Raw genomic sequence first — 20,700 nt, 5'->3', positions numbered from 1 at the left:
CAGCGAGCAGGTTGTTAACGAAGCGCGCGAGCGGTCTCGGAGACAACTTTGTCGACCTCCAGGCGGTCGGTCGTGATAGTGATCTTGCGTCCACCTGTCGGAAGGTCCTCCATTGTTACACGTGATCCCTCCAGATACTGAGGGTAATCCAGGTTGACCCCTTCCTTGGTGGAGAGCTTCTTCCTAACCGATTTCTTCAGGACATTCTCGTCTGGCGCAAACTCAAGGCCTGAGACTTTGCGCCTCTTCATGGAACGCTGCAGAGCCTTCTCCAGCGACTCAGCAAATTCCGGCTCACTCGGACGCCCCGCTGCCAGCATCAGCGCGTCAAGCGCCGTTGAATCACTGATCACTGACGCAGTGCGAAGCCGCTCTCTAGCCACCGCAAGGGCCTGCGATATGCCCCCCTCCGGTAGAAGTTCTTGGTGACTCTTTAGAACATCTGTGAGGGCCAAATAGACCTGCTGATTAAGCTCCTTGTCGTCTCGTGATCTCTCTACGCTGAGAAAGGCGGAGAAGAAGTCAGTGATATCGGGCGACTTCCCATTTCGATCACGTGCCGAAATCTCATCCTCTGCAATCCCGTCCCTTACTCTTATCAAGCATGACTTCTGCAGGGCGCGCTTATCCTGAACGAAAGCCTCAACGATCTTCCTCAGCTGCCTGGAGCCATTCGATCTGGACGGTGCAAGAACCTCGCGATAGTCGTACTTGAGCATTGAGTACAGGCGGACCGATTCGTCTGCCACATGCAGCTCAAAGAAGAAGAATGCCCCAGACGAACTTTGCCCCACATGACGGCCATGAAAATCTCGCGCCAGCTGCACGCCACCCTGGGCAAACTGAACACGTTCCGAGGCAATGCGTTGAACGAGATCACGGGCAGCGGAGTGCTCTGAGAACCTAAACAGCGATGATGCGTCCATGTCCGCAATGCGAGCCAAGAAGAAGTGCTCGAACTCGACATTTGCCATCGGTCGCCGAGGAGCGAACTCCTCATCGCCAACGATCTGATAGTTCATCTTTGCAATCCGAAGAGATGCAATCTCCTCGTCACTCAGAAAACCCATGCTGCCCCCTTATCAGTGGATACGTACTCTATCGGCGTAGAGTCGTTGTCAGTCTGATGCAGCTTCTTCACGAGTAGATGTAGGTAGAGCCCCTGATCTGATGTAGGTAAAACCCTACACTCGGCTCATGGGAGAGTCTGGCGCACAGGCGGCGGATCGGTTGGACTGACTGGGGGTCGTCACGACACAGCGTGGGACGCATCCGGGAGCCGCGCACTGCGGGTATCGCTCAATCGGTAAATCACCGGAAAGAGGGTGATTTAGAGAAGGCCCTACCATGCACGTCCATGGCAGGGCCTGCTTTCATTCAAAGGTGGTTGTGAAGCCAGGTCGCGCCAGATTCCTTGATACCGAACGAAGCCCAGTCACCTTTGGTCAACAGCGCAACCAGGAGTTCGTCATCAGCATCCAAGTACGGCTCAAGAGCCTCGCGGATCGTGATTGCGTTGCCGGCATGGCCGATGAGCCAAGTCGAATCAAGGTGATGCCAGAAGCCGTTGCTTATTTCCTTGATCTTGGCGATCAACCCATCGTAGTTCTTGCCCTGCTTGTTCAGGTCATAACCAACCATGTAAGTGGCCATCGATCCCCCTGCGTCCTTCAATCGCATAGCGCGTCATTGCGCACTTTGATTGAAGCAGGGAAGTGATTCGGCGCCAACTGGGTGGCGAGCATTGGCCTTGCTAATGCACTTACCTTGCACTTACGAAAAAACCGGCTCAAGGCCGGCTTCTTCGCAACACACTGATTTTAAATGGTGGGCGGTACAGGGATCGAACCTGTGACCCTTGCCGTGTGAAGGCAATGCTCTACCGCTGAGCTAACCGCCCGGTGTGTTGCTGAGCCGCTCATTATAGGGGCTTTTCAGAGGCCGTCAACACTTTTCACATTCGTGTTCATGCGCGTTCCCACACGCCGCCGGGTATGATCCGGCGCAACCGCGATCACATCGTATGGGTCGGCTTGTCCGAGCCGGTCAGCCCGGCCAGCAGGGTCTCGATCTTGTGGCGCACGCCCTCGCCTTCGGCACCGTCGGCCAGCTGCACGCCGATGCCGGCGGTACGGTTGCCCTGTGCGCCGGCCGGGGTCACCCAGATCACCTTGCCGGCCACCGGCAGGCGCTCGCTGGAATCGGGCAGGGTCAGCAGCAGGAACACCTCGTCGCCCAGGAAGTAGCGCTTGGGCGTGGGCACGAAGATGCCACCGTTCTTCACGAACGGCATGTACGCGCTGTACAGCGCGGCTTTGTCCTTCACGGCCAGGGACAGGATGCCCTGGCGGGCGTTGCTGGCACTCATCGATTTCCCCTTGCGGCAGGCCGCTCGTTCACCTTGTTCCAGGCCAGCAGCAACTCGACCACCGCAAGGTCTGCGCGCACCGTGGTGCGCAGCAGGTCGCGGGTGCGGTTGGCAGCGTCGAACCAGGCTGCAAGCTTGTGCAATCGTTCCGGCGTGGTCAAGGCATCGGTGCTGGCCTGGGCCAGCGCCAGGTCGGCAGCGAAGCGCAGGCGCAGCGCCACGTTGTCATCACCGCACCATTTCTGCGCCAGCTCCACCGCGCCGGTCTTGCCGGCGGCCAGCTGTTCCAGCTCGCGGCCCACTTCACGGCGCAGGCTCAGGCCATCTTCGCGCAGCCAGTTGTCGGCCTGGCCGGGATGGCCGCGCGCAGCCTCCAGCGCTTCGCGCGCCGATGCTTCGCTGTGGCCCTGTTGCTGCAGCCAGCCCAGCGCTTCGTGCGGCGGCGGCAGCTTGAATTCCAGGCGCTGGCAACGGCTGCGGATGGTCTGCGGCAGGCGCGCCGGGTCGCTGCTGATCAGCCACAGGTAGCGGCCGGGCTGCGGCTCTTCCAGCGTCTTCAGCAACGCGTTGGCCGCCGAGCGATTGATCGCATCGGCGGGGTCGACGATCACCACCTGCGCCACGCCGTACTGCGGGGTCAGCGCCAGCTTGTCAGTGATCTCGCGCACCTGCTCGATGACGATCTCGGTGCGCAGCTTGTCGCCGCTCTTGTTCGGAATGAAGCTGACCAGCTGCAGGTCAGGATGGGTACCGGCAGCGATCAGCTGGCGCGTGCGCGTGGCATGCGCGGCATCGCCGCGCGCCAGCACGTGGTCGGCCAATGCCAACGCCACCTCGCGCTTGCCCAGCCCGGCCGGACCGCAGATCAGCAGGCCATGGCCGAGGCGACCGGCATCGAGCGCGGCCACGGTCTGGTCGAACGCGCGCTGCTGCCATGGTGAAAAGGGACTCATGCGCCCTCCCCTTCCTGCAGCCAGCGTTCGACACGCGCGACCACATCAGCGGCCACGCGCGCCTGCTCCTGGCCCGCATCAATCAACGCAAAGCGCTGCGGGTCCTGCTGCGCGCGGCTGCGGAACACTTCGCGCACGCGCTGGAAGAAATCGTCCTGTTCGCTCTCGATGCGGTCCGGCCACAGGTCGCGGCCATTGGCGCGTGCGCGGCCCACTGCCACGTCCACGTCCAGCAGCAGGGTCAGGCCCGGCAGCAGGCCCACCGCGCGTCGTTCCAGGTCGGCAATCCACTGCGGATCGAGCCCGCGGCCACCGCCCTGGTAGGCATAGCTGGAATCGGTGAAGCGATCGCTCAGCACATAGGCACCGCGCTGCAGTGCCGGCTGGATCACCTGGCGCACGTGCTGCGCACGTGCAGCGAACACCAGCAGCAGCTCGGCTTCGGCGCTGAGCGGTTCGGCAGCGATCTCGGCATCGGGCTTCAGCACCAGGCCGCGGATGCGCTCGGCCAGCGGCGTACCGCCCGGCTCGCGGGTCAGTACCACCTCGTGGCCGTGGCTGCGCAGGCAGTCACGGATGGCATTGATGGCGGTGGTCTTGCCCGCGCCCTCGCCGCCTTCCAGGCTGACGAAACGCGGGTGGCGAAGCAGCGCGGGACTCATTGCGCCGGGGTCTCCTGGGTACGTTGCTGGCGCAGCTGCTGCAGGTAGCGGGCCACTGCGGCGTTGTGCTGGTCCAGGCTGGGCGAGAACACGTGCGCGCCACTGCCATCGCCCACGGCGACGAAGTACAGCGCGTCGCCCGGTGCCGGCTGTGCAGCCGCCATCAGCGCATCGCGGCTGGGCATGGCGATCGGGGTCGGGGTCAGGCCGGCACGGGTATAGGTGTTGTAGGGCGTATCGGTGGTCAGGTCGCGGCGGCGGATGTTGCCGTCATACGCAGCGCCGATGCCGTAGATCACGGTCGGATCGGTCTGCAGGCGCATGCCGATCTTCAGGCGGCGCATGAACACGCCGGCAATCTGCGGGCGTTCGCTGGCCAACGCGGTTTCCTTCTCGATGATCGACGCCATCGTCAGCAGTTCGTAGGGCGTGTTGATCGGCAGGTCTGGCGCGCGGCTTTCCCAGGCTTCATCCAGTGCCTTTTCCATCGCGGCGTGGGCGCGCTTGAGCACGTCCAGGTCGCTGTCGCCGCGCTGGTAGACGTAGGTCTCCGGCAGGAAGCGGCCTTCCGGATGCTGGCCACCGAAACCGAGACGCTGCATCAACGCGGCGTCATCAAGATTGTCGGTGGTGTGCAGCAGCGGCTCGGCGCGCTTGAGCGCGGCACGCAGCTGGCGGATGTTCCAACCCTCCACGATGGTGACGCGGTGCTGCAGCACCTTGCCGGCGCGCATGCGCAGCAGCAGCTCGCGCGGGGTCAGGTCGCCGCTGAGCGCGTACTCACCCACCTTCAGCTTGCCGGCGGCATCAAGCTGGCGCGCCAACAGCTGCCACTGGGTGTCCTGGCCCTCGTCCACGCCGGCATCGCGCAGCTTGCGCAGCACGCTGTTCATGCCATCGCCGCTGGCGATGACCATGCTCTCGGCGGTCGGGGTGATCGGGGCGTCGGCGAACCGGGTCTGCTGGTAGAAGAACCACGCGCCCGCACCGGCCACGACGGCGGCCAGCACCACCACCAGCGTTACCACGAACAGACACCCGCGCTTGGCTCCCGCCATGGACTACCTCTGAACTCGATTCCGTCGTGCAGGATACCGTGCCGGTGGATTGGGGTCATGACCGGGGACACACCCCCGTGCCGACCAACGGTCGGCACCCACCAAGCGCCCCATCCGGCGCGGCCATCAGTAGATCCACGCCATGCGTGGATGAACGGCCATGGAGGCATCCGCGCCGACCAAGGTCGGCACCCACCGTGGGGGAATGGGGTTGCCGGCCAGCGGCCGACACTACCCCTGCTGGCCCAGCGCGCGCAGCAGGCCGCGGGCCTTGGCGCGGGTCTCGTCCAGCTCCTTGTCCGGGTCCGAATCGACCACGATGCCGGCGCCGGTGCGGAAGCGCACCTCGTGGCCATCCACTTCGGCGGTGCGGATCAGGATGTTCAGGTCCAGGTCGCCATCGCGGTTCAACCAACCGAACGCGCCGGTGTAGGCGCCGCGCGGCACCTGCTCCAGCTCGCTGATGATCTGCATGCAGCGCACCTTGGGGCAGCCGGTGATGGTGCCGCCGGGGAACGTGGCGGCGATTACCTCGCCGGGAGTGACCTCCGGGCGCAGGTGGCCGCTGACGTTGCTGACGATATGGTGCACATGCGCGTAGCTCTCCACCGTCATCAACTCATCGACCACCACGGTGCCGGGCAGGCAGATGCGGCCCAGGTCGTTGCGTTCCAGGTCGATCAGCATCACATGCTCGGCACGCTCCTTGGGGTGGCCGACCAGCTCCTGGATGCGCGCGGCATCGTCATCGCCTTCAAACCGCGGACGCGTGCCGGCAATCGGACGGGTCTGCGCATGGCCGGCATGCACCGACACCAGCCGCTCTGGCGAGGAACTGACCACATGGCGGCCGTGCGCGCTGAACAGGCCGGCGAACGGTGCCGGGTTGGCGCGGCGCAGCTGCGCGTACAGCGCCTGCGGGCTGACCGGGGCGGCGAACTGCGCGCTCCAGCGCCGTGACAGGTTCACCTGGAACACGTCGCCGGCACGCAGGTACTCGATCACCCGGCGCACGCCGTCGGTGAAGCGCTGCGGCGCATCCTCGCCCACCGACTGCGGCGGCTGCCAGCCCTGCCCGGCTTCGGGCAGCGTGGCCGAGGCCAGTGCCACCAGCGCATCCAGCAACGCCTGCTCGCCGGCTTCGGCGATGACGAAGCTGGCCTCGTTGTGGTGGTCGTGCAGCACCGCGGCCGGACAGCGCAGCGCCAGCGCGGTCGGGCGACCGTCCTCGCGCGCACGCGCCGGCAGCACCGGTTCGATCTGGCTGGCCACTTCGTAATCGAGCATCAACGCCCAGCCGCCGCGGAACGGCAGGCTGTGGCTGCCATCATGCGGCAGGCGTTCGCGCTGCCAGGCACGATCCAGCACCTGCAGGAAGCTGCCGGCGTGTACCGCATCGTGCTGGTCGCGCACCTGGCCATCGGCATCCAGCCGCAGGCCATCGCCCTGCGCGGCCAGCAGCAGGCTCCAGCGGCCCTGGGCGGTGCCCGAGGCGGTGGATTCCATCAGCAGCGGGAAGCGTGCCGGGTCGTGCTGCTGCAGGGCCAGCAGATCGATCGGGTGCGGCAGCGGGTGGATCAGCGGTGCGTGGGTCATGGCAGCCAGCTCAGGGGTTCAGATGCACGGAAGCCGCCTTGCGGCGGCCTCCTCGTGCGTAACGCACGTTCAGTCGAGCATGGCTCGACTGTACAACTCGGTCAGACGCGCTTGAAGATCAGCGTGCCGTTGGTGCCGCCAAAACCGAAGCCATTGGACATCACCACGTCGACCTTGGCCTGGCGTGCTTCATTGGGCACGTAGTCCAGGTCGCAGCCTTCGCCCGGCTGCTGCAGGTTGATGGTCGGCGGAATGACGTTGTCCTGCAGCGCCATCACCGAGAAGATCGCTTCCACGCCGCCGGCAGCGCCCAGCAGGTGGCCGGTCATCGACTTGGTGGAGCTGACCATCATCTTGTAGGCGTGGTCGCCGAAGGCGGTCTTCATCGCCATGGTCTCGCCCAGGTCGCCCAGCGGCGTGGAGGTGCCGTGCGCGTTGAGGTAACCGACCTGTTCCGGGGTGACACCGGCGTCCTTCATGGCCATGACCATGCAGCGGGCGGCGCCTTCGCCGTTCTCGCTCGGTGCGGTCATGTGGTACGCGTCGGAGCTGGCACCGAAGCCGGCCAGTTCGCAGTAGATCTTCGCGCCGCGCGCCTTGGCATGCTCGTACTCTTCCAGGATCAGGATGCCGGCACCGTCGCCCAGCACGAAGCCGTCGCGGTCCTTGTCCCACGGGCGCGAAGCCTGTTCCGGAGCGTCATTGCGGGTGCTCATGGCCTTCATCGCGCAGAATCCGCCCACCGCGGTCGGCGAGGAGCCACGCTCGGCACCGCCGACCACCATCACGTCGGCATCGCCGTACTGGATCATGCGCATCGCGGTACCGATCGAATGGTTCGAGGTCGCGCACGCCGACACCGCCGAGAACGACGGGCCCTTCAGGCCGGTGATGATGCTCAGCTGGCCCGGCAGCATGTTGATGATGGTCTTGGGCACGTAGAAGGGCGAGATCTTCTTGCCCTCGTGGAACTCGATGGTCTGCTCTTCGATGCCGAGCAGGCCGCCGATGCCGGCGCCAACAATGGCGCCGATGCGATCGGCATTGGCGTCGGTGATTTCCAGGCCCGAGTCATGCAGGGCCATGAACGAGGCACCGAGGCCGTAATGGATGAACGGGTCCATCTTCTTGGCATCCTTGCCGCTGACCCGGAACTTGCCGAACAGTTCATTGTCGGCGGTGATGTCGAATCCCTTGACCTCACCTGCAATCTTGGTGGTGAACCGATCCAGATAGGCATCAGAAACGTTGGTCAGCGGACCGATGCCCGAACGACCCTGGGTGATGCCTTCCCAGCTGCTGGCCAGATCATTGCCCAACGGCGAGACGATACCCAGGCCGGTTACGACGACGCGACGCTTCATTGCTGATTCTCCTGGCCCGGATGATTTCAACGGGCAACTCGGTTTGCTTCGGTGTGATGCTCAAACACACGGGGCCGCAACAGCGGCCCCATGGGGTGCGGTGCGCGGCGAGCGTGGCCCGCGCGCGCACTGCCGTCTGACATCAGGCCTTGACGTGGGCCTTGATGTAGTCGATGGCGGCCTGCACGGTGCTGATCTTCTCGGCTTCTTCGTCCGGGATCTCGCACTCGAATTCTTCTTCCAGGGCCATCACCAGCTCAACGGTGTCCAGCGAGTCAGCGCCCAGGTCATCGACGAACGATGCGCTGTTGGTGACTTCTTCTTCCTTGACGCCAAGCTGTTCGACGACGATTTTCTTGACGCGTTCTTCGATGGTGCTCATGGGATCTCGCTCCAGATGGAGTTGTGGTTCAAAAGTGGTCGCCATCAAAGGCGATGGCCGTGGGATAGTGTAGTGGAAACCGACGCGGCCTTGCATTGCAGCAAAAACCCTCGCAGATCAACCACTTGCGGCGCAATCCCTGCGCCCCTTGCTTACGGCATGTACATGCCGCCGTTCACATGGAGGGTTTCGCCGGTGATGTAGCCGGCAGCCGGTCCGGCCAAGAAGGCCACCGCATGGGCGATGTCTTCCGGCGAACCCAGGCGTTCGAGGGCGATGTCGTTGATCAGCGCGGTACGCGCTTCTTCCGGCAACGCCTTGGTCATGTCGGTGTCGATGAAGCCGGGTGCGACAACATTGACGGTGACACCGCGCGAACCGATTTCCTTGGCCAGCGACTTGCTGAAGCCGATGATGCCGGCCTTGGCCGCAGCGTAGTTGGCCTGGCCGGCATTGCCGGTCACGCCCACCACCGATGCGATGTTGATGATGCGGCCCTTGCGCGCCTTCATCATGCCGCGCATCACCGCCTTGCTGGTGCGGAACACGCTGGTCAGGTTGGTGTCGATGATCGACGCCCAGTCCTCGTCCTTCATGCGCATCAGCAGGTTGTCGCGGGTGATGCCGGCGTTGTTGACCAGGATCGAGATCGGGCCGAATTCCTTGGCGATGCCATCGAGCACGCTGTCCAGCGCGGCGGCGTCGGTGACGTTCAGCGCGCGGCCGTGACCGCCGTGGGCGGCCAGGCGCTCACCGATCGCGGCAGCGCCGGATTCGGTGGTGGCGGTGCCGATGACGGTGGCGCCCTGGGCGGCCAGCAGATCGGCAGTGGCGGCACCAATGCCACGGCTGGCGCCGGTGACCAGTGCGATTTCACCCTGCAGGGGCTTGCTCATGATGTTTTCCTCAGGCTGGGACGGCCGCCGCACCCGTGCCGCTTGCAGCGGCCACCGGCACGGGCGGCAGGAACAGGGGGTATCAGGCCGACCATGCCTCGCGGGCAGCTTCGAAGTCGCCCGGAGTGGCCAGTGAACGGCCGTCGATGGCCTTGTCGATGCGCTTGACCAGGCCGGTCAGCACCTTGCCCGGGCCGCACTCGGCGATCTGGGTGACGCCACGGCCGGCCAGCGCCTGTACGCATCCGGTCCACTGCACCGGCTGGTACAGCTGCTGCACCAGCGCGGTACGGATCGCGTCAATGCCGTCATGCACCTTGGCGTCGACGTTCTGCACCACCGGCAGCTGCGGCGCCTGCCAGGCCAGGCCGGCCATCACTTCGGCCAGGCGGTTGGCGGCTTCGCGCATCAACGGGGTGTGCGAGGGCACGCTCACGGCCAGCTTGACCGCCTTGCGCACGCCCTTTTCGGCCAGCAGCGCCAGCGCACGGTCAACGGCGTCGGCGTCGCCACCGATCACGATCTGGCCCGGCGAATTGAAGTTGGCCGGCACCACCACCTGGCTGCCTGCCGCTTCAGCACAGACGTCCAGCACCAACTGGTCCTCGGCGCCGAGCACGGCGGCCATGGCACCGACACCGGCCGGTGCGGCGTCCTGCATCAGCTGGCCGCGCAGGCGCACCAGGTGCGCACCGTCATGCAGGCTCAATGCGCCCGCGGCGACCAGGGCGGTGTACTCGCCCAGGCTGTGGCCGGCCAGCACCGACGGGCGCGGACCGCCCACGGCGCTCCAGGCGCGCCACACGCCGATGCTGGCGGCCAGCAGGGCCGGCTGGGTGTATTCGGTACGGTTGAGCATTTCCTCCGGGCCACCCTGGGACAGCGCCCACAGGTCGACGCCGGCACCATCGGATGCCTCGGTGAAGGCTTCACGCACCTGCGGGTGCAGTTCGGCCAGCTCGGCCACCATGCCCACAGACTGCGAGCCCTGGCCGGGGAAGACAAAAGCGAGGGTGGATACGGTCACGCGGTCATCCGCTTGTTGCAATCGAAGCGGGCCATCATAAGGGGGAACATGCCGTGTCGTCTGTACGTGCGCGTATGCACGCGTATGGTGGGCGGCCGGGCAAGCGCAACGGGGTCAGATCCCTTTTCAGCAGGAAAAGGGATCTGACCCCTATCAGCCATCAGCAGAACAGCTGCAGGACGTCCAGATCGCCGTCGGCGAGGAAATCCACGCACAGGCCCAGCAGCATCAGAACGCCTGCAGTACTGGCGCCATGGGTGATGAAGATCGAATGGGCCAGCGCGCGCGCCGAACGGCCCAGCTTCATGCACACTCTGGCCAGGCTGCGCAGGCGGCCACTGACCGCATGCACGTGCTCGCGCACCGGCGCCTGAACGTCGCCCATCGCTTCGGCCATCATCCCCTGCAGACGCTCAGGGCGGTCTGCGTAGTACTTGGCCACGCCATAGCCGAACATCAGCCAGTCGCGGGCCTGCGCTTCGGACAGATCCATCACTTCCAGCGGATCTTCCTCGAAGTCGATGAAACCGACCTTCTCGCCGTCCCAGGTGAGGTTGCGCGGCAACGGCTGCCCGAAATAGGCACCGCGGGCATGCGCTTCAGCAATGGCCTGCATTGCCGCCATCACCAGCCGATCGCGACCGGCCTCATCGGCTTCACGCAGGCAGGTATTGAACGAGCTGCCGTTGTCGCCGATCACCAGCGCGGCATGGCCGGTGCCCAGTACGCCAGGCACGTTCACGCCCTGTGCCTGCAGTTCCCCCAGGCGGCGGGCTTCGGTTGCGCGTGCGGCGTCGCCGCCGCGATGCGGTGGCGGGCGCAGGGCATCGAGATGGAAACGGCGGGCGACGAAATTGAGCAGGCCCAGGGCCAATGCTCGGCTTCCCTTGCCGTACTGCTTCAGCCAGGCACGCTGCCCTTCGATGACGATGGGCTCAACCATGACAGGTCCTCCTCAAACGCGTTGCGGCCCCAAAGGGGCCGCAACGACAAAGCTTCACATTGTCGTAACTTGCACTATCAATAGCGCAACAGGGCCGAACCCCAGGTGAAGCCGCCGCCAAAGGCTTCCAGCAGCAACAGCTGGCCACGTTCGACCTTGCCCGAACGCACGGCGGCATCCAGTGCCAGAGGCACCGAGCCGGACGAAGTATTGCCGTGCTTGTCGACGGTCACCACGACCTGGTCCATCGACATGTCCAGCCGCTTGGCGGTCGCTTCGATGATGCGCAGGTTGGCCTGGTGCGGGATCAGCCAATCCAGGTCGGACTTGTCCAGGCCGTTGGCGGCCAGGGTCTCGTCCACGACCGAGTCCAGCGCCTTGACGGCGTACTTGAACACGTCGTTGCCCTTCATGTTGATGGTGCCACCACCGTTGGCGCCGTCCTTGAAGCCGGTCGAAACGCCGACCGGGTTCCACAGCAGCTCCTTCTTGCTGCCATCGGCATGCAGGTGGGTGCTGAGGATGCCGGTCTCTTCGTCGGCCTTCAGCACGACAGCGCCAGCGCCATCACCGAACAGCACGCAGGTGGTGCGATCGTTCCAGTCGACCATGCGGGTCAACGTTTCGGTGCCGATCACCAGCACGTGCCTGCAGTCGCCGGAACGGATGAACTTGTCGGCCACGCCCAGCGCGAACACGAAGCCCGAACAGGCTGCGTTGACGTCGAAGGCGGGGCACCCGGCCACACCGAGCTTGGCCTGGATCAGGCACGCGGTGGACGGGAAAATGAGATCAGGGGTGGTCGTGCCGACCACGATCATGTCGAGCTGCGAGGCATCGATGCCTGCGGCTTCAAGCGCGCGCAGGGCGGCGTTGTAGCCAAGGTCGCTGGTGGTTTCGCCTTCGGCCGCGATGTGCCGTTCACGAATTCCGGTGCGCGACTGGATCCACTCATCCGAGGTTTCGACCATTTTTTCCAGGTCGGCGTTGGTCAGGACTTTTTCCGGCAAATAGCTACCGGTGCCCGCGATCCTCGAATAGATCCGCTTGCTCATCATGTTTCCTGTTGCGCGGGCCGCCGATCACCGGCACACCCGGGAAAGAAGGCAAAGGCCGCTGCCCGGAGGCAGCGGCCTTCCCGGCACATCAATCTTCTTCGACGGCCGAGGTCTTGGTCTGGATGACCTTCTTGCCGCGGTAGAAACCATCGGCAGTGATGTGGTGACGCAGGTGCACTTCGCCGGTGGTCGGGTCGGTCGACAGCTGCTTGGCGCTCAGGGCGTCATGGGCACGACGCATGCCGCGGCGGGACGGGGTGACACGGGATTTCTGCACAGCCATGGGATTGCTCCAAACTCGGTTCGATTTGCTTCGTCGTATCGTCGCGCAGGACGCCAGCGCCCAGCACACTTTCGCTTTCGCCGCAGCCGCCGACGACAATCCGGCTGCTATTGTTTCTTCAGTGCTGCCAACGCCGCAAACGGGTTGGCCTTCTTCGTTTCTTCTTCGCTCGGCGCCCAGTCCTTGTCGACTGCCTCACCGTCGGGCGACAGCGGCACCACAGGCACCGCCAGCACCAACTCGTCCTCGACCAGGTCCAGCGGGCGGAGCTGGCCGTCTTCGGGCACCAGCAACGCCTCGTATTCCTCCGGCAGGGACGATTCCTCGTCCTCGTCGCGGATCAGGCCAAGCCTCTGGGTCACCTTCACCGGCAACAGGAATCGCTGCATGCTGCGCTGACAGGTCAGCGGCAACGCGGTGTCGATGGTCAGTTCCACATAGGATACCCGCAAGACGTCGTCGCGACCGAATTCAAGCGAGTAGGCACACTCGCCGTCGGTATCTGCGACCAACCCCTGCAGGCGGGTCAATTCAGCCAGGGAGACCTGACCGTCGAAGCGCCTTCGCGCTACAACCATCCGCCAGGCATCCAGCGTTTCGGGCACGTTCGCGGACATAAGCCGCTGAATACTAAGGATCGCGTCGTCCGCTGTCAAATGCCCGCCATACAGGGCTTGCCGCTGGCGTCGTGAAGGGGCCAGACTGCCGTGCCCTGCCCCGGTATTGTCGCATGCCACTGGTCCTGGCCTCCACCTCCCGCTACCGTCGCGAACTGCTGGAACGGCTGGGCCTGCCCTTCGACTGTGCACGCCCGGACGTGGATGAAACCCCTCTGGGCGCCGAGATTCCGCTGGCCCTGGCCACGCGCCTGGCCGCCGCCAAGGCCGCCGAAGTGGCCGCCCGCTACCCGGGTGCCTGGGTAATCGGCTCGGACCAGGTGGCGGACCTGAACGGCCAGCCGCTGGGCAAGCCCGGCACCGTCGATGCGGCCTGTGCGCAGCTGATGGCGATGTCCGGGCAGACGGTGCGCTTTCACACAGCGATCAGTCTCAGGCGTGATGGAGAATGCCTCGCCGCCCTGGACCTGACCGAAGTGCGCTTCCGCGCGCTGGACCCGCAGGAGATCACCCGCTACGTCGCGGCCGAGCAGCCGCTGGACTGCGCCGGCAGCTTCAAGTGCGAGGGCCTGGGCATCAGCCTGTTCGAGGCGATCGACAACCGCGACCCGACCGCGCTGGTCGGCCTGCCGCTGATCGCGCTGTGCGGCCTGCTGCGCCAGGCGGGGTTCGCCGTGCCCTGAACAGCGGGATTCGCGCCGCCCCGAACGGCAGAGTCGAGCCACGGTTGCTTTTGCTGGCCCCTGCCCTCCGGAACAGAAGCAGTCGAGCATGGCTCGACTCCACCACAGCAGGACTCAACGAACCTCGAACGGCTGCTCCTGCCACTGCTCCACACTGCCGTCGCGCCCGTGCAGGCGCAGGCCAAGCCAATGCCGGCCCGGCGCCAGCGTGGTGGTATCCAGCGATGCATCGAAGCCCACCGCCGGATGCTGCGGATCGGTGCTGTCCGGCCAGGTGTGGCGGATGTCGAACATGCGCCCGTAGCGCGCATCACCGATCGAACGGCCATCGACCAGCACTTCGATGCGCGCCAACCCGACGCCATCCTTGAATGCCCAGCCCTTGATGGCGAGCGTCCCGGAGACCTTTTCGCCGTTGGACGGCGCATCCAGCCAGGCCATCGCCGGCGTCACGCACGGCCCCTGCGCACGCTGCACCGGCAGCCGGAACAGCAGGAAGCGCTGGAAGCCATGATCGCTGCTGACCACGCGCGGCGACGGCAGCGGCCCCACTTGCTCGCAGATGGCGTGATAGCGCGCCAGCAGCTCACGGTAGCGCTGGTCGCTGGGCGACAGCACCAGCAGCATCGGCGCGCGGCGCGGGCCCTCGTGCAGCAGGCCCCACTGCGCCAGCTGTGCGGTCCGCCCATGCTTGTCGTTGAGCGGATGCGGCAACACCTCGATATCACCACTGCCCAGCTGGAAGCCCAGTTCGGCACCGACCTTGAAGTTGCCCGCCAGCACACGCGTGCCCGGCGGCATCTGCCGCAGTTCGTCGCGCACCGCCACGGCCAGTGGCTGCCAGCCGGCAAAGTTGCGCGGGTAATACTTGCTGCCGGCCATCTGCTCGCGCAGTGCCGGCGTGGACGCCATCAGGTAGTAGCCGAAGGCCAGCACGGTACCTGCAGCCGCCAGCCACCAGCCGGTACGGCGCAACCAGCGCGGCCAGCCATTGAGGACCACCGGCACGGCTACCAGCAGCGCCAGGTAGCCCGGCAACGGCCAGTGGAAACTGATCCGCTCGACATCGGTGAAGAAGCCCAGCAGGAAGATGCCCAGCGTCGACACCCCACCCACCAGGCCGAAATAGCGCCACTGCACCCGCGCACCACCACCGCTGCGGGTACCCGCCAGGGCGACCTTCCACATCGCGATGCACAGGATCGGCGTCACCAGCATCGGCTGGATCACCAGGAACCACAGCCCCTCCCACTCGAACGTCCACGGGTGGCGCTCGACCACTTGGAACTTCAGGCCGGCATCATGGTTGTCCGCATTCCAGGCCAGCAACGGCAGCCAGGCCAGTACGCCCACTGCGATCGCCACCCATACGCGCGGGTCGGCCAGCATGCGGCGGCCCTGCGGCAGCGCCAGCAACGCAATGAAGCCGACACCGATGACACCAATGAAACGGTAGTGGCTGAGCGCGCCGATCAGCAGGCCCAGCGCCAGCTTCATCGCCGACGACGCATCCACGCTGTGCAGCAGGCGTGCACCGGCGTGCAGGCAGATCACCGCCGCCAGCGCCATCGGCACATCCGGTACGGCCAGCAGGCCCAGGGTGGCCGACAGCGGCATCAGCAGGGTCAGGCTGCCCGCCTGCCACCCGGCGACGTTGCCGAACCAGCGCGTGGCGATGCGCACCACCAGCAACGGCAGCAGCGCACCGATGGCCAGGAACGGCAGGCGCAATGCGAGCACGTGATGGCCACCGATCTCCACGCCCAGGCGCGCCAGCCACGCCGTCAGCCCTGGCAGGTCGGAATAGGCGGCGGCCAGGTGCTGGCCCTCCTGCCAATAGAACGCCTCGTCGACAAACAGGGGCAGGCGCGCAGCCACCACCAGCTTGGCCGCTGTGATCAGCGTCCATAACCAGAGAAATATTGTCCGCGCGCGCTGTTCGCCTTGCATTGCTCTATGGATAATCGAATGGATTCCAGACCTGAGACGATCATGCCTGCCTCGTCCCCCAATCCCAGCATGCTAACCGATCAACTGCGCCAGGCCCTGCGGGAGGCACAGGATCAGGTGAACGCACTGGTGCTGGGCAAGGTGCCGGAAGTCAGGCTGGCCTTTGTCGCCCTGCTTTCCGGCGGCCACCTGCTCATCGAGGATCTGCCCGGCCTGGGCAAGACCACACTTGCGCATGCACTGGCCAGCAGCCTCGGGCTCAGTTTCCAGCGCGTGCAGTTCACATCCGACCTGTTGCCGGCCGATGTGCTTGGCGTATCGGTGTACGAGGCTGGCAGCCGTCAGTTCCAGTTCCACCCCGGCCCGGTGTTCACTCACGTGCTGCTGGCCGATGAGATCAATCGTGCACCACCGCGCACGCAGAGCGCGTTGCTGGAAGCGATGGCCGAGCAGCAGGTCACCCTGGATGGACAGACGCATCCGCTGCCCGACCCGTTCTTCGTGATCGCCACGCAGAACCCGGTCGACCTGTCCGGCACCTTCCCGTTGCCGGATTCGCAGCTGGATCGTTTCCTGCTGCGGCTGGCGATGGGCTATCCGAGCGCGCAGGCCGAGCGCGAGCTGCTGCGTGGCAGCGATCGTCGCGACCTCATCGCACGCGCGGTGCCGAAGCTGGACGACACCCAGGTGCGTGCATTGCGTGAAGCCGTTGGCCAGGTGCACGCCAGCGATGCGCTGATCGACTACGTGCAGGCATTGCTGACCCGCAGCCGCCAGCATGCCGGCGTACGTGTGGGCCTGTCACCGCGTGCCGGGCTGGCCCTGCTGCGCGCGGCCAAGGCCCACGCGCTGCTGCTCGGCCGTGGGCATGTGGTGCCCGAAGACGTGCAGACCCTTTTCATAGCGGTGGCCGGCCATCGCCTGGTGGCAGAGGCCGAATCCAGCTCCGGGCCTGCACTGGCACGGGCGATCCTGCAGACCGTCGCGGTGGACTGAAGGTGGCCACACGCTGGGCACGCATGCAGCTGCTGGCACGCCCACGCAGGCCCGAAGCCTTGCCGCAGCGGCTGGATCGCCATCGCATCTATGTACTGCCGACCCGTTTCGGCCTGTTCGTCGCCACCCTGCTGTCGGCGATGCTGCTGGGCGCATTGAACTACAACAACAACCCTGCGCTGCTGCTGGCCCTGTTGCTGGCTGCAGCGGCGATCGCCAGCGCCATCGCCGCGCATCTGCAGCTGTCCGGCATACAGATCGATGCAATCTCCGCCGAACCGGTGCCGGCCGGGCACCCCCTGCGCCTGCGCCTGGACCTGTCGCTGCGCGACCCGCGCGCGCGCCATGGGCTGCACCTGCAGCTGGGCGCAAGCGAGGCCTGGGTCGCACTGCCTGCACACGGTCGCGGCGAAGTGGAGCTGGATGTCCCCAGCGAGCGCCGCGGCTGGCTGGAACTACCCCGCATCCGCCTGTCGAGCACGCAGCCGCTGGGACTGGTGCGGGCATGGTCATGGGTATGGCCCGAGCAGCCGCTGCTGGTCTATCCGCTTGCCGAGGCTCTGGCACCACCCCTTCCGGAAAGTGGCAGCGATCCACTGCACACCCGTGCCCATGCCAGTGGCGATGAGCTGCATCAGCTGCGCCCCTATCGTGCCGGCGACGCCCCGCGCAGCATTGCCTGGAAACACTCGGCACGCCGCGACAGCCTGCTGGTACGCGAGTACGAAAAGCCGATCGGCATCGACGTGGTGCTGGACTGGCGCGCGCTGGCGCCGATGGGCCATGAAGCGCGCATCGCGCGGCTGGCGCGCTGGGTCGACATGGCCGAGCGCGAAGGCCGCCGCTACACGCTGCTGCTTCCGGCCCATCCCACGCTCGGGCCCGGCCAGGGCGCCAGCCACCACCACCTGTGCCTGCGCGCACTGGCGTTGATGCCCCATGACTGAGCCTGCCGTCCTGCTCGATCGCAACGCCCGCAGCTGGACCCTGGCCAGCGCGGCGCTGGCGCTGCTGCCACTCCTGCTGCAGCTGCCGCCGGCACTGGCCGTGGTGATCGCGATCGCCGCCGTGCTGACCGCTGCGCTTTCGTGGCGGCGTGTGCTGCCGATGCCGGTTCGCCTGCTGCTGGTGCTGGCCATGCTCGCCACCATCGTCTGGCAGATGGGCATGGTGCGGCCGGGCCGTGATACCGGCTGTGCATTGCTGGCAGCGATGCTGGCGATCAAATCCAGCGAACTGCGCAACCTGCGCGATGCGCGCAGCCTGCTGGGCTTCGCGCTGTTCTCGCCCTTCGCGGCCTTCCTGCTCGACCAGGGGCCGCTGACCACCGGATTGGCGGCGCTGGCCGCGGTTGCCGCACTGCTGGCCCTGCAGCGCCTGGCCCAGGACGAGGGTCGCAGCCCAGGCCTGCCACTGCGCGGCCAACTGCGCGGCGTCGGCCGCCTGCTTGGCCTCGGCCTGCCGCTGGCACTGGCCTGCTTCTGGCTGTTCCCGCGCTTGTCCACGCCGTTGTGGGGCGTCCCCGAACGAGCGGTGGGTACACCGGGCCTGGCTGACAGCATGGCGCCGGACCAATGGTTGGACCTCATGGCCGACGACACCCCGGCGCTGCGCGTGCAGTTCTTCGGTGCGGTGCCCGAGCCCGCGCAGCGCTATTGGCGCGGCCCGGTGCTGACGTCGTTCGACGGCCACCGCTGGAGCCGCGATCGCGCGACGGCCCGGCGCCCCGCCCCCATGGTCGAAGCCGCCGCACAGGGATGGGACTACCAGATCGACTACGAGCCCACCGACCGTCGCCTGCTGGTGGCACTGGACCTGCCCAGCCGCGCACCGGAGGGCAGCAGCTTCGATGCGGACATGAGCCTGCGCAGCGACCGCACGCTGTCCGCGCTCAGCCGCTGGCGGTTGCATTCGGCGCCGCCGCAACGGTTCGACACCGATCTGTCGCCCTATCTGCGCCGCGCCGCGTTGCAGCTTCCGCCCGGCTTCAATCCGCGCACCGCCCAGCTGGCACGGCAATGGCGGCAGGAGGCCGGCAATGATGACGAAGCCATCGTCCGCCGCGCGCTGCAGTGGATCACCCGCGACTTCTCCTACACGCTGGAAACCCCGGTGGCCGGGCGCGATCCGGTCGACGATTTCCTGTTCAACTACAAGGCCGGCTTCTGCCAGCACTTCAGCTCGGCCTTCGTGGTGCTGATGCGCAACGCCGGCATTCCGGCCCGGGTGGTGACCGGCTTCGCAGGCGGCACCCGCAACCGCATCGGCGACTACTGGGTGGTGCGGCGCATGGATGCCCACGCCTGGGCCGAAGTGTGGCTGCCGCAACGCGGCTGGGTCCGGGTCGACCCGACTGCGGCCGTGGCACCGGAACGCATCCTGGACACGCTGGACGACCGCCTGCAGGCCGGCACGGAGACCCCGCTGCAGCAGCGCTGGCTGCAGCTGGGGCAGATGGGTGACTGGCTGCGCCGCGGCTGGAACGACCTGGTGCTTTCCTTCGACGCACGCCGCCAGCAGCAGCTGCTCAAGCCGCTCGGGCTGGGTGATCTCGGGCCGGCACAGCTGGTGGCCGGCTTCGTGGTCGCCGCGCTGCTGGCATTGGCGTGGATGGCCTGGTTGCTGGCCCGCGGCGAGCGCGAGCGCGACCCGCTGCTGCGCGCCTGGCACCGGCTGGGGCGCCGCTATGCGCGCCTTGGCCTGGCCCGCGAACCCAACGAGACGGCATGCGACTGGGCACGGCGGGTACACGCCCAGCACCCCGACCCCGCCCTGCTGGCACTCAGCCAGCGTTTCGCCGACGCGCGTTACGCTGGAACTTGCACCGACCTCGCTTCATTATTGCGGGACCTGCGCAGGCATCGCCCGACTTCCGGAGCCTCCCCATGAACACCAAGTTCCTCCTCACCGCTGTGGCCACGCTGGCCCTGTCGGCCTGCGCCACGGCCCCCAAGCCGCTGCAGGGACAGTTCAGCCTGGTCTCCCCGCGCGACTCGGTCGCCACCCAGCAGGTCGGCACGCCGGTCCGTTGGGGCGGCCGCATCATCGAGACCAAGCCCGGCCAGGGCGAGACCTGTTTCCAGATGATCTCGCGCCCGCTCAACGCCAGCGGCCGCCCGAACACCACCTCGTCCGACGCCAGCGATGGCCGCTTCATTGCCTGCCGCGCCGGGTTCTACGATCCGGCCGTGTTTGAAGCGGGCCGCGACGTGACCTTCATCGGCAAGATCGACGGCTACCAGAACACCCGCATCGGCGAGTACGACTACCGCCTGCCGAAGCTGTCGGCCGACGTGATCTACCTGTGGCCGGAACAGCGCCAGGTCGATGTGGTGCCCTACCCCTATGGCCCGTGGGGCCCAGGCCCGTATGGCCCGTACTGGGGCGGTTATGGCCGCTGGGGCTGGTGGTGATCGCCACCAGGCTTGCGTAATGGAAAAAGGCCGCCCCTGGGCGGCCTTTTTCATCCACGCATGACGTGGATGCCGGGTGCTCAGCGGCCCGGCGTACCGAAATGCCCCAGCGGCCCACCGGCCAGCAGGTGCATGTGGATATGGAACACGGTCTGCCCGGCATGCTCGCGGCAGTTCATCACGATGCGGTAGCCGTCCTGCGCGAGACCTTCGCGGCGCGCGTACTCGGCGGCGGCCAGGGCCAGCTTGCCGATCAGGTGCGCCTGCGACGGCTGCAGGTCGTCCAGGGTCGGGATGATCTCGTTCTTCGGAATGAACAGTACGTGCACCGGCGCCTGCGGTGCGATGTCCTTGAAGCCCAGCACCTCGTCGTCCTCGTAGACGATGGTGGCCGGGATCTCGCGACGGATGATCTTGCTGAAGAGGGTTTCGTTGCTCATGGTCGGCCTCG

The 20,700-nt window shown here is 66.3% G+C and carries 22 protein-coding genes and 1 tRNA gene; 5 read left to right on the top strand and 18 right to left on the bottom strand.

What is annotated here, in order from left to right; translation table 11 throughout:
- Positions 1–14 precede the first annotated feature (14 nt).
- The 16 genes from B9Y82_RS02965 to B9Y82_RS02890 form a co-directional block, all read right to left on the bottom strand.
- A complete protein-coding gene (locus B9Y82_RS02965; protein WP_157804588.1) occupies positions 15–1,022 on the bottom strand; it encodes a nucleoid-associated protein in 1,008 nt (335 codons plus the stop codon).
- A gap of 355 nt (positions 1,023–1,377) precedes the next feature.
- Positions 1,378–1,653, bottom strand: coding sequence for a SinR family protein (locus B9Y82_RS02960; protein ID WP_100471466.1), 276 nt, complete (start codon positions 1,651–1,653; stop codon positions 1,378–1,380).
- Between the two features lie 172 nt (positions 1,654–1,825).
- Positions 1,826–1,900: transfer RNA gene (locus tag B9Y82_RS02955), tRNA-Val, on the bottom strand.
- 114 nt (positions 1,901–2,014) lie between these two features.
- Positions 2,015–2,368: a PilZ domain-containing protein gene (locus B9Y82_RS02950; protein ID WP_005412452.1), complete on the bottom strand. Its 354-nt coding sequence runs from the start codon at positions 2,366–2,368 to the stop codon at positions 2,015–2,017.
- The gene (locus tag B9Y82_RS02945) at positions 2,365–3,321 is read right to left on the bottom strand and encodes a DNA polymerase III subunit delta' (RefSeq protein ID WP_100471465.1); all 957 of its coding nucleotides are present in this window, start codon (positions 3,319–3,321) and stop codon (positions 2,365–2,367) included. Before B9Y82_RS02945 ends, B9Y82_RS02950 begins: the two co-directional genes overlap by 4 nt.
- A complete protein-coding gene (gene tmk / locus B9Y82_RS02940; RefSeq protein WP_049421574.1) occupies positions 3,318–3,983 on the bottom strand; it encodes a dTMP kinase in 666 nt (221 codons plus the stop codon). The genes B9Y82_RS02945 and tmk overlap by 4 nt, the downstream gene beginning before the upstream one ends.
- Complete coding sequence (gene mltG, locus B9Y82_RS02935) at positions 3,980–5,041, bottom strand: endolytic transglycosylase MltG (RefSeq protein ID WP_100471464.1); 1,062 nt, start codon at positions 5,039–5,041, stop codon at positions 3,980–3,982. The genes tmk and mltG overlap by 4 nt, the downstream gene beginning before the upstream one ends.
- A gap of 231 nt (positions 5,042–5,272) precedes the next feature.
- Positions 5,273–6,637 (bottom strand): aminodeoxychorismate synthase component I, encoded by a 1,365-nt coding sequence (locus B9Y82_RS02930; RefSeq protein ID WP_100471463.1) that lies wholly within the window; start codon positions 6,635–6,637, stop codon positions 5,273–5,275.
- A 101-nt stretch (positions 6,638–6,738) separates the two neighbouring features.
- On the bottom strand, positions 6,739–8,001 hold the full coding sequence (gene fabF / locus B9Y82_RS02925) for a beta-ketoacyl-ACP synthase II (RefSeq protein ID WP_100471462.1): 1,263 nt from the start codon (positions 7,999–8,001) through the stop codon (positions 6,739–6,741).
- A gap of 142 nt (positions 8,002–8,143) precedes the next feature.
- Positions 8,144–8,383: an acyl carrier protein gene (gene acpP / locus B9Y82_RS02920; protein WP_005415509.1), complete on the bottom strand. Its 240-nt coding sequence runs from the start codon at positions 8,381–8,383 to the stop codon at positions 8,144–8,146.
- Positions 8,384–8,535: 152 nt separating this feature from the next.
- Positions 8,536–9,279 (bottom strand): 3-oxoacyl-ACP reductase FabG, encoded by a 744-nt coding sequence (fabG, locus tag B9Y82_RS02915; RefSeq protein WP_100471461.1) that lies wholly within the window; start codon positions 9,277–9,279, stop codon positions 8,536–8,538.
- A gap of 82 nt (positions 9,280–9,361) precedes the next feature.
- Positions 9,362–10,306, bottom strand: coding sequence for an ACP S-malonyltransferase (gene fabD, locus B9Y82_RS02910; protein ID WP_100471460.1), 945 nt, complete (start codon positions 10,304–10,306; stop codon positions 9,362–9,364).
- A gap of 160 nt (positions 10,307–10,466) precedes the next feature.
- The gene (locus tag B9Y82_RS02905; RefSeq protein WP_100471459.1) at positions 10,467–11,249 is read right to left on the bottom strand and encodes a serine/threonine protein phosphatase; all 783 of its coding nucleotides are present in this window, start codon (positions 11,247–11,249) and stop codon (positions 10,467–10,469) included.
- 77 nt (positions 11,250–11,326) lie between these two features.
- Positions 11,327–12,304, bottom strand: coding sequence for a beta-ketoacyl-ACP synthase III (locus tag B9Y82_RS02900; protein WP_100471458.1), 978 nt, complete (start codon positions 12,302–12,304; stop codon positions 11,327–11,329).
- Between the two features lie 91 nt (positions 12,305–12,395).
- The gene (gene rpmF, locus B9Y82_RS02895; RefSeq protein ID WP_004154640.1) at positions 12,396–12,590 is read right to left on the bottom strand and encodes a 50S ribosomal protein L32; all 195 of its coding nucleotides are present in this window, start codon (positions 12,588–12,590) and stop codon (positions 12,396–12,398) included.
- Positions 12,591–12,697: 107 nt separating this feature from the next.
- Positions 12,698–13,207: a YceD family protein gene (locus tag B9Y82_RS02890; RefSeq protein WP_094001990.1), complete on the bottom strand. Its 510-nt coding sequence runs from the start codon at positions 13,205–13,207 to the stop codon at positions 12,698–12,700.
- A gap of 113 nt (positions 13,208–13,320) precedes the next feature.
- On the opposite strand from B9Y82_RS02890, the gene B9Y82_RS02885 reads away from it, so the two are divergent.
- Entirely contained in the window at positions 13,321–13,890 is a 570-nt protein-coding gene (locus B9Y82_RS02885; RefSeq protein ID WP_100471457.1) for a Maf family protein, read from the top strand.
- A gap of 114 nt (positions 13,891–14,004) precedes the next feature.
- Here B9Y82_RS02885 and B9Y82_RS02880 read toward each other — a convergent pair whose 3' ends face one another.
- Positions 14,005–15,840 (bottom strand): glycosyltransferase family 39 protein, encoded by a 1,836-nt coding sequence (locus B9Y82_RS02880; RefSeq protein WP_100471456.1) that lies wholly within the window; start codon positions 15,838–15,840, stop codon positions 14,005–14,007.
- Positions 15,841–15,882: 42 nt separating this feature from the next.
- Here B9Y82_RS02880 and B9Y82_RS02875 point away from each other — a divergent pair, with 42 nt between their 5' ends.
- Genes B9Y82_RS02875 through B9Y82_RS02860 form a run of 4 tightly spaced genes read left to right on the top strand, consistent with a single transcriptional unit; the run spans position 15,883 to position 20,249 of the window.
- Complete coding sequence (locus B9Y82_RS02875) at positions 15,883–16,836, top strand: AAA family ATPase (protein ID WP_100471455.1); 954 nt, start codon at positions 15,883–15,885, stop codon at positions 16,834–16,836.
- A gap of 23 nt (positions 16,837–16,859) precedes the next feature.
- Complete coding sequence (locus tag B9Y82_RS02870) at positions 16,860–17,783, top strand: DUF58 domain-containing protein (protein ID WP_162292093.1); 924 nt, start codon at positions 16,860–16,862, stop codon at positions 17,781–17,783.
- Positions 17,776–19,725 carry a transglutaminase TgpA family protein gene (locus tag B9Y82_RS02865; RefSeq protein WP_100471453.1) on the top strand — a complete coding sequence of 650 codons (1,950 nt, stop codon included), beginning with the start codon at positions 17,776–17,778 and terminating at the stop codon, positions 19,723–19,725. The genes B9Y82_RS02870 and B9Y82_RS02865 overlap by 8 nt, the downstream gene beginning before the upstream one ends.
- Positions 19,722–20,249, top strand: a complete 528-nt coding sequence (locus B9Y82_RS02860; protein ID WP_014036182.1) for a Slp family lipoprotein — start codon at positions 19,722–19,724, stop codon at positions 20,247–20,249. The genes B9Y82_RS02865 and B9Y82_RS02860 overlap by 4 nt, the downstream gene beginning before the upstream one ends.
- Positions 20,250–20,329: 80 nt before the next feature.
- Here B9Y82_RS02860 and B9Y82_RS02855 read toward each other — a convergent pair whose 3' ends face one another.
- The gene (locus B9Y82_RS02855; protein ID WP_100471452.1) at positions 20,330–20,689 is read right to left on the bottom strand and encodes a histidine triad nucleotide-binding protein; all 360 of its coding nucleotides are present in this window, start codon (positions 20,687–20,689) and stop codon (positions 20,330–20,332) included.
- Between the last annotated feature and the right edge of the window lie 11 nt (positions 20,690–20,700).

The organism is Stenotrophomonas maltophilia (assembly GCF_002799155.1).
Lineage (GTDB): Bacteria > Pseudomonadota > Gammaproteobacteria > Xanthomonadales > Xanthomonadaceae > Stenotrophomonas > Stenotrophomonas maltophilia_R.
The sequence above is the reverse complement of the archived record's forward strand: the minus strand, read 5'-3'. Positions and strand labels throughout refer to the sequence as shown.

Coding starts and splice junctions, on each gene's coding strand:
- B9Y82_RS02870 (WP_162292093.1), top strand. CDS start 16,860: ATGCAGCTGCTGGCACGCCCACGCAGGCCCGAAGCCTTGCCGCAGCGG.
- B9Y82_RS02880 (WP_100471456.1), bottom strand. CDS start 15,840: ATGCAAGGCGAACAGCGCGCGCGGACAATATTTCTCTGGTTATGGACG.
- B9Y82_RS02865 (WP_100471453.1), top strand. CDS start 17,776: ATGACTGAGCCTGCCGTCCTGCTCGATCGCAACGCCCGCAGCTGGACC.
- B9Y82_RS02945 (WP_100471465.1), bottom strand. CDS start 3,321: ATGAGTCCCTTTTCACCATGGCAGCAGCGCGCGTTCGACCAGACCGTG.
- B9Y82_RS02965 (WP_157804588.1), bottom strand. CDS start 1,022: ATGAACTATCAGATCGTTGGCGATGAGGAGTTCGCTCCTCGGCGACCG.
- tmk (WP_049421574.1), bottom strand. CDS start 3,983: ATGAGTCCCGCGCTGCTTCGCCACCCGCGTTTCGTCAGCCTGGAAGGC.
- B9Y82_RS02950 (WP_005412452.1), bottom strand. CDS start 2,368: ATGAGTGCCAGCAACGCCCGCCAGGGCATCCTGTCCCTGGCCGTGAAG.
- B9Y82_RS02875 (WP_100471455.1), top strand. CDS start 15,883: ATGCCTGCCTCGTCCCCCAATCCCAGCATGCTAACCGATCAACTGCGC.
- B9Y82_RS02860 (WP_014036182.1), top strand. CDS start 19,722: ATGAACACCAAGTTCCTCCTCACCGCTGTGGCCACGCTGGCCCTGTCG.
- B9Y82_RS02885 (WP_100471457.1), top strand. CDS start 13,321: ATGCCACTGGTCCTGGCCTCCACCTCCCGCTACCGTCGCGAACTGCTG.
- B9Y82_RS02855 (WP_100471452.1), bottom strand. CDS start 20,689: ATGAGCAACGAAACCCTCTTCAGCAAGATCATCCGTCGCGAGATCCCG.
- fabG (WP_100471461.1), bottom strand. CDS start 9,279: ATGAGCAAGCCCCTGCAGGGTGAAATCGCACTGGTCACCGGCGCCAGC.
- rpmF (WP_004154640.1), bottom strand. CDS start 12,590: ATGGCTGTGCAGAAATCCCGTGTCACCCCGTCCCGCCGCGGCATGCGT.
- B9Y82_RS02930 (WP_100471463.1), bottom strand. CDS start 6,637: ATGACCCACGCACCGCTGATCCACCCGCTGCCGCACCCGATCGATCTG.
- fabF (WP_100471462.1), bottom strand. CDS start 8,001: ATGAAGCGTCGCGTCGTCGTAACCGGCCTGGGTATCGTCTCGCCGTTG.
- B9Y82_RS02890 (WP_094001990.1), bottom strand. CDS start 13,207: ATGTCCGCGAACGTGCCCGAAACGCTGGATGCCTGGCGGATGGTTGTA.
- B9Y82_RS02900 (WP_100471458.1), bottom strand. CDS start 12,304: ATGAGCAAGCGGATCTATTCGAGGATCGCGGGCACCGGTAGCTATTTG.
- mltG (WP_100471464.1), bottom strand. CDS start 5,041: ATGGCGGGAGCCAAGCGCGGGTGTCTGTTCGTGGTAACGCTGGTGGTG.
- acpP (WP_005415509.1), bottom strand. CDS start 8,383: ATGAGCACCATCGAAGAACGCGTCAAGAAAATCGTCGTCGAACAGCTT.
- B9Y82_RS02905 (WP_100471459.1), bottom strand. CDS start 11,249: ATGGTTGAGCCCATCGTCATCGAAGGGCAGCGTGCCTGGCTGAAGCAG.
- B9Y82_RS02960 (WP_100471466.1), bottom strand. CDS start 1,653: ATGGCCACTTACATGGTTGGTTATGACCTGAACAAGCAGGGCAAGAAC.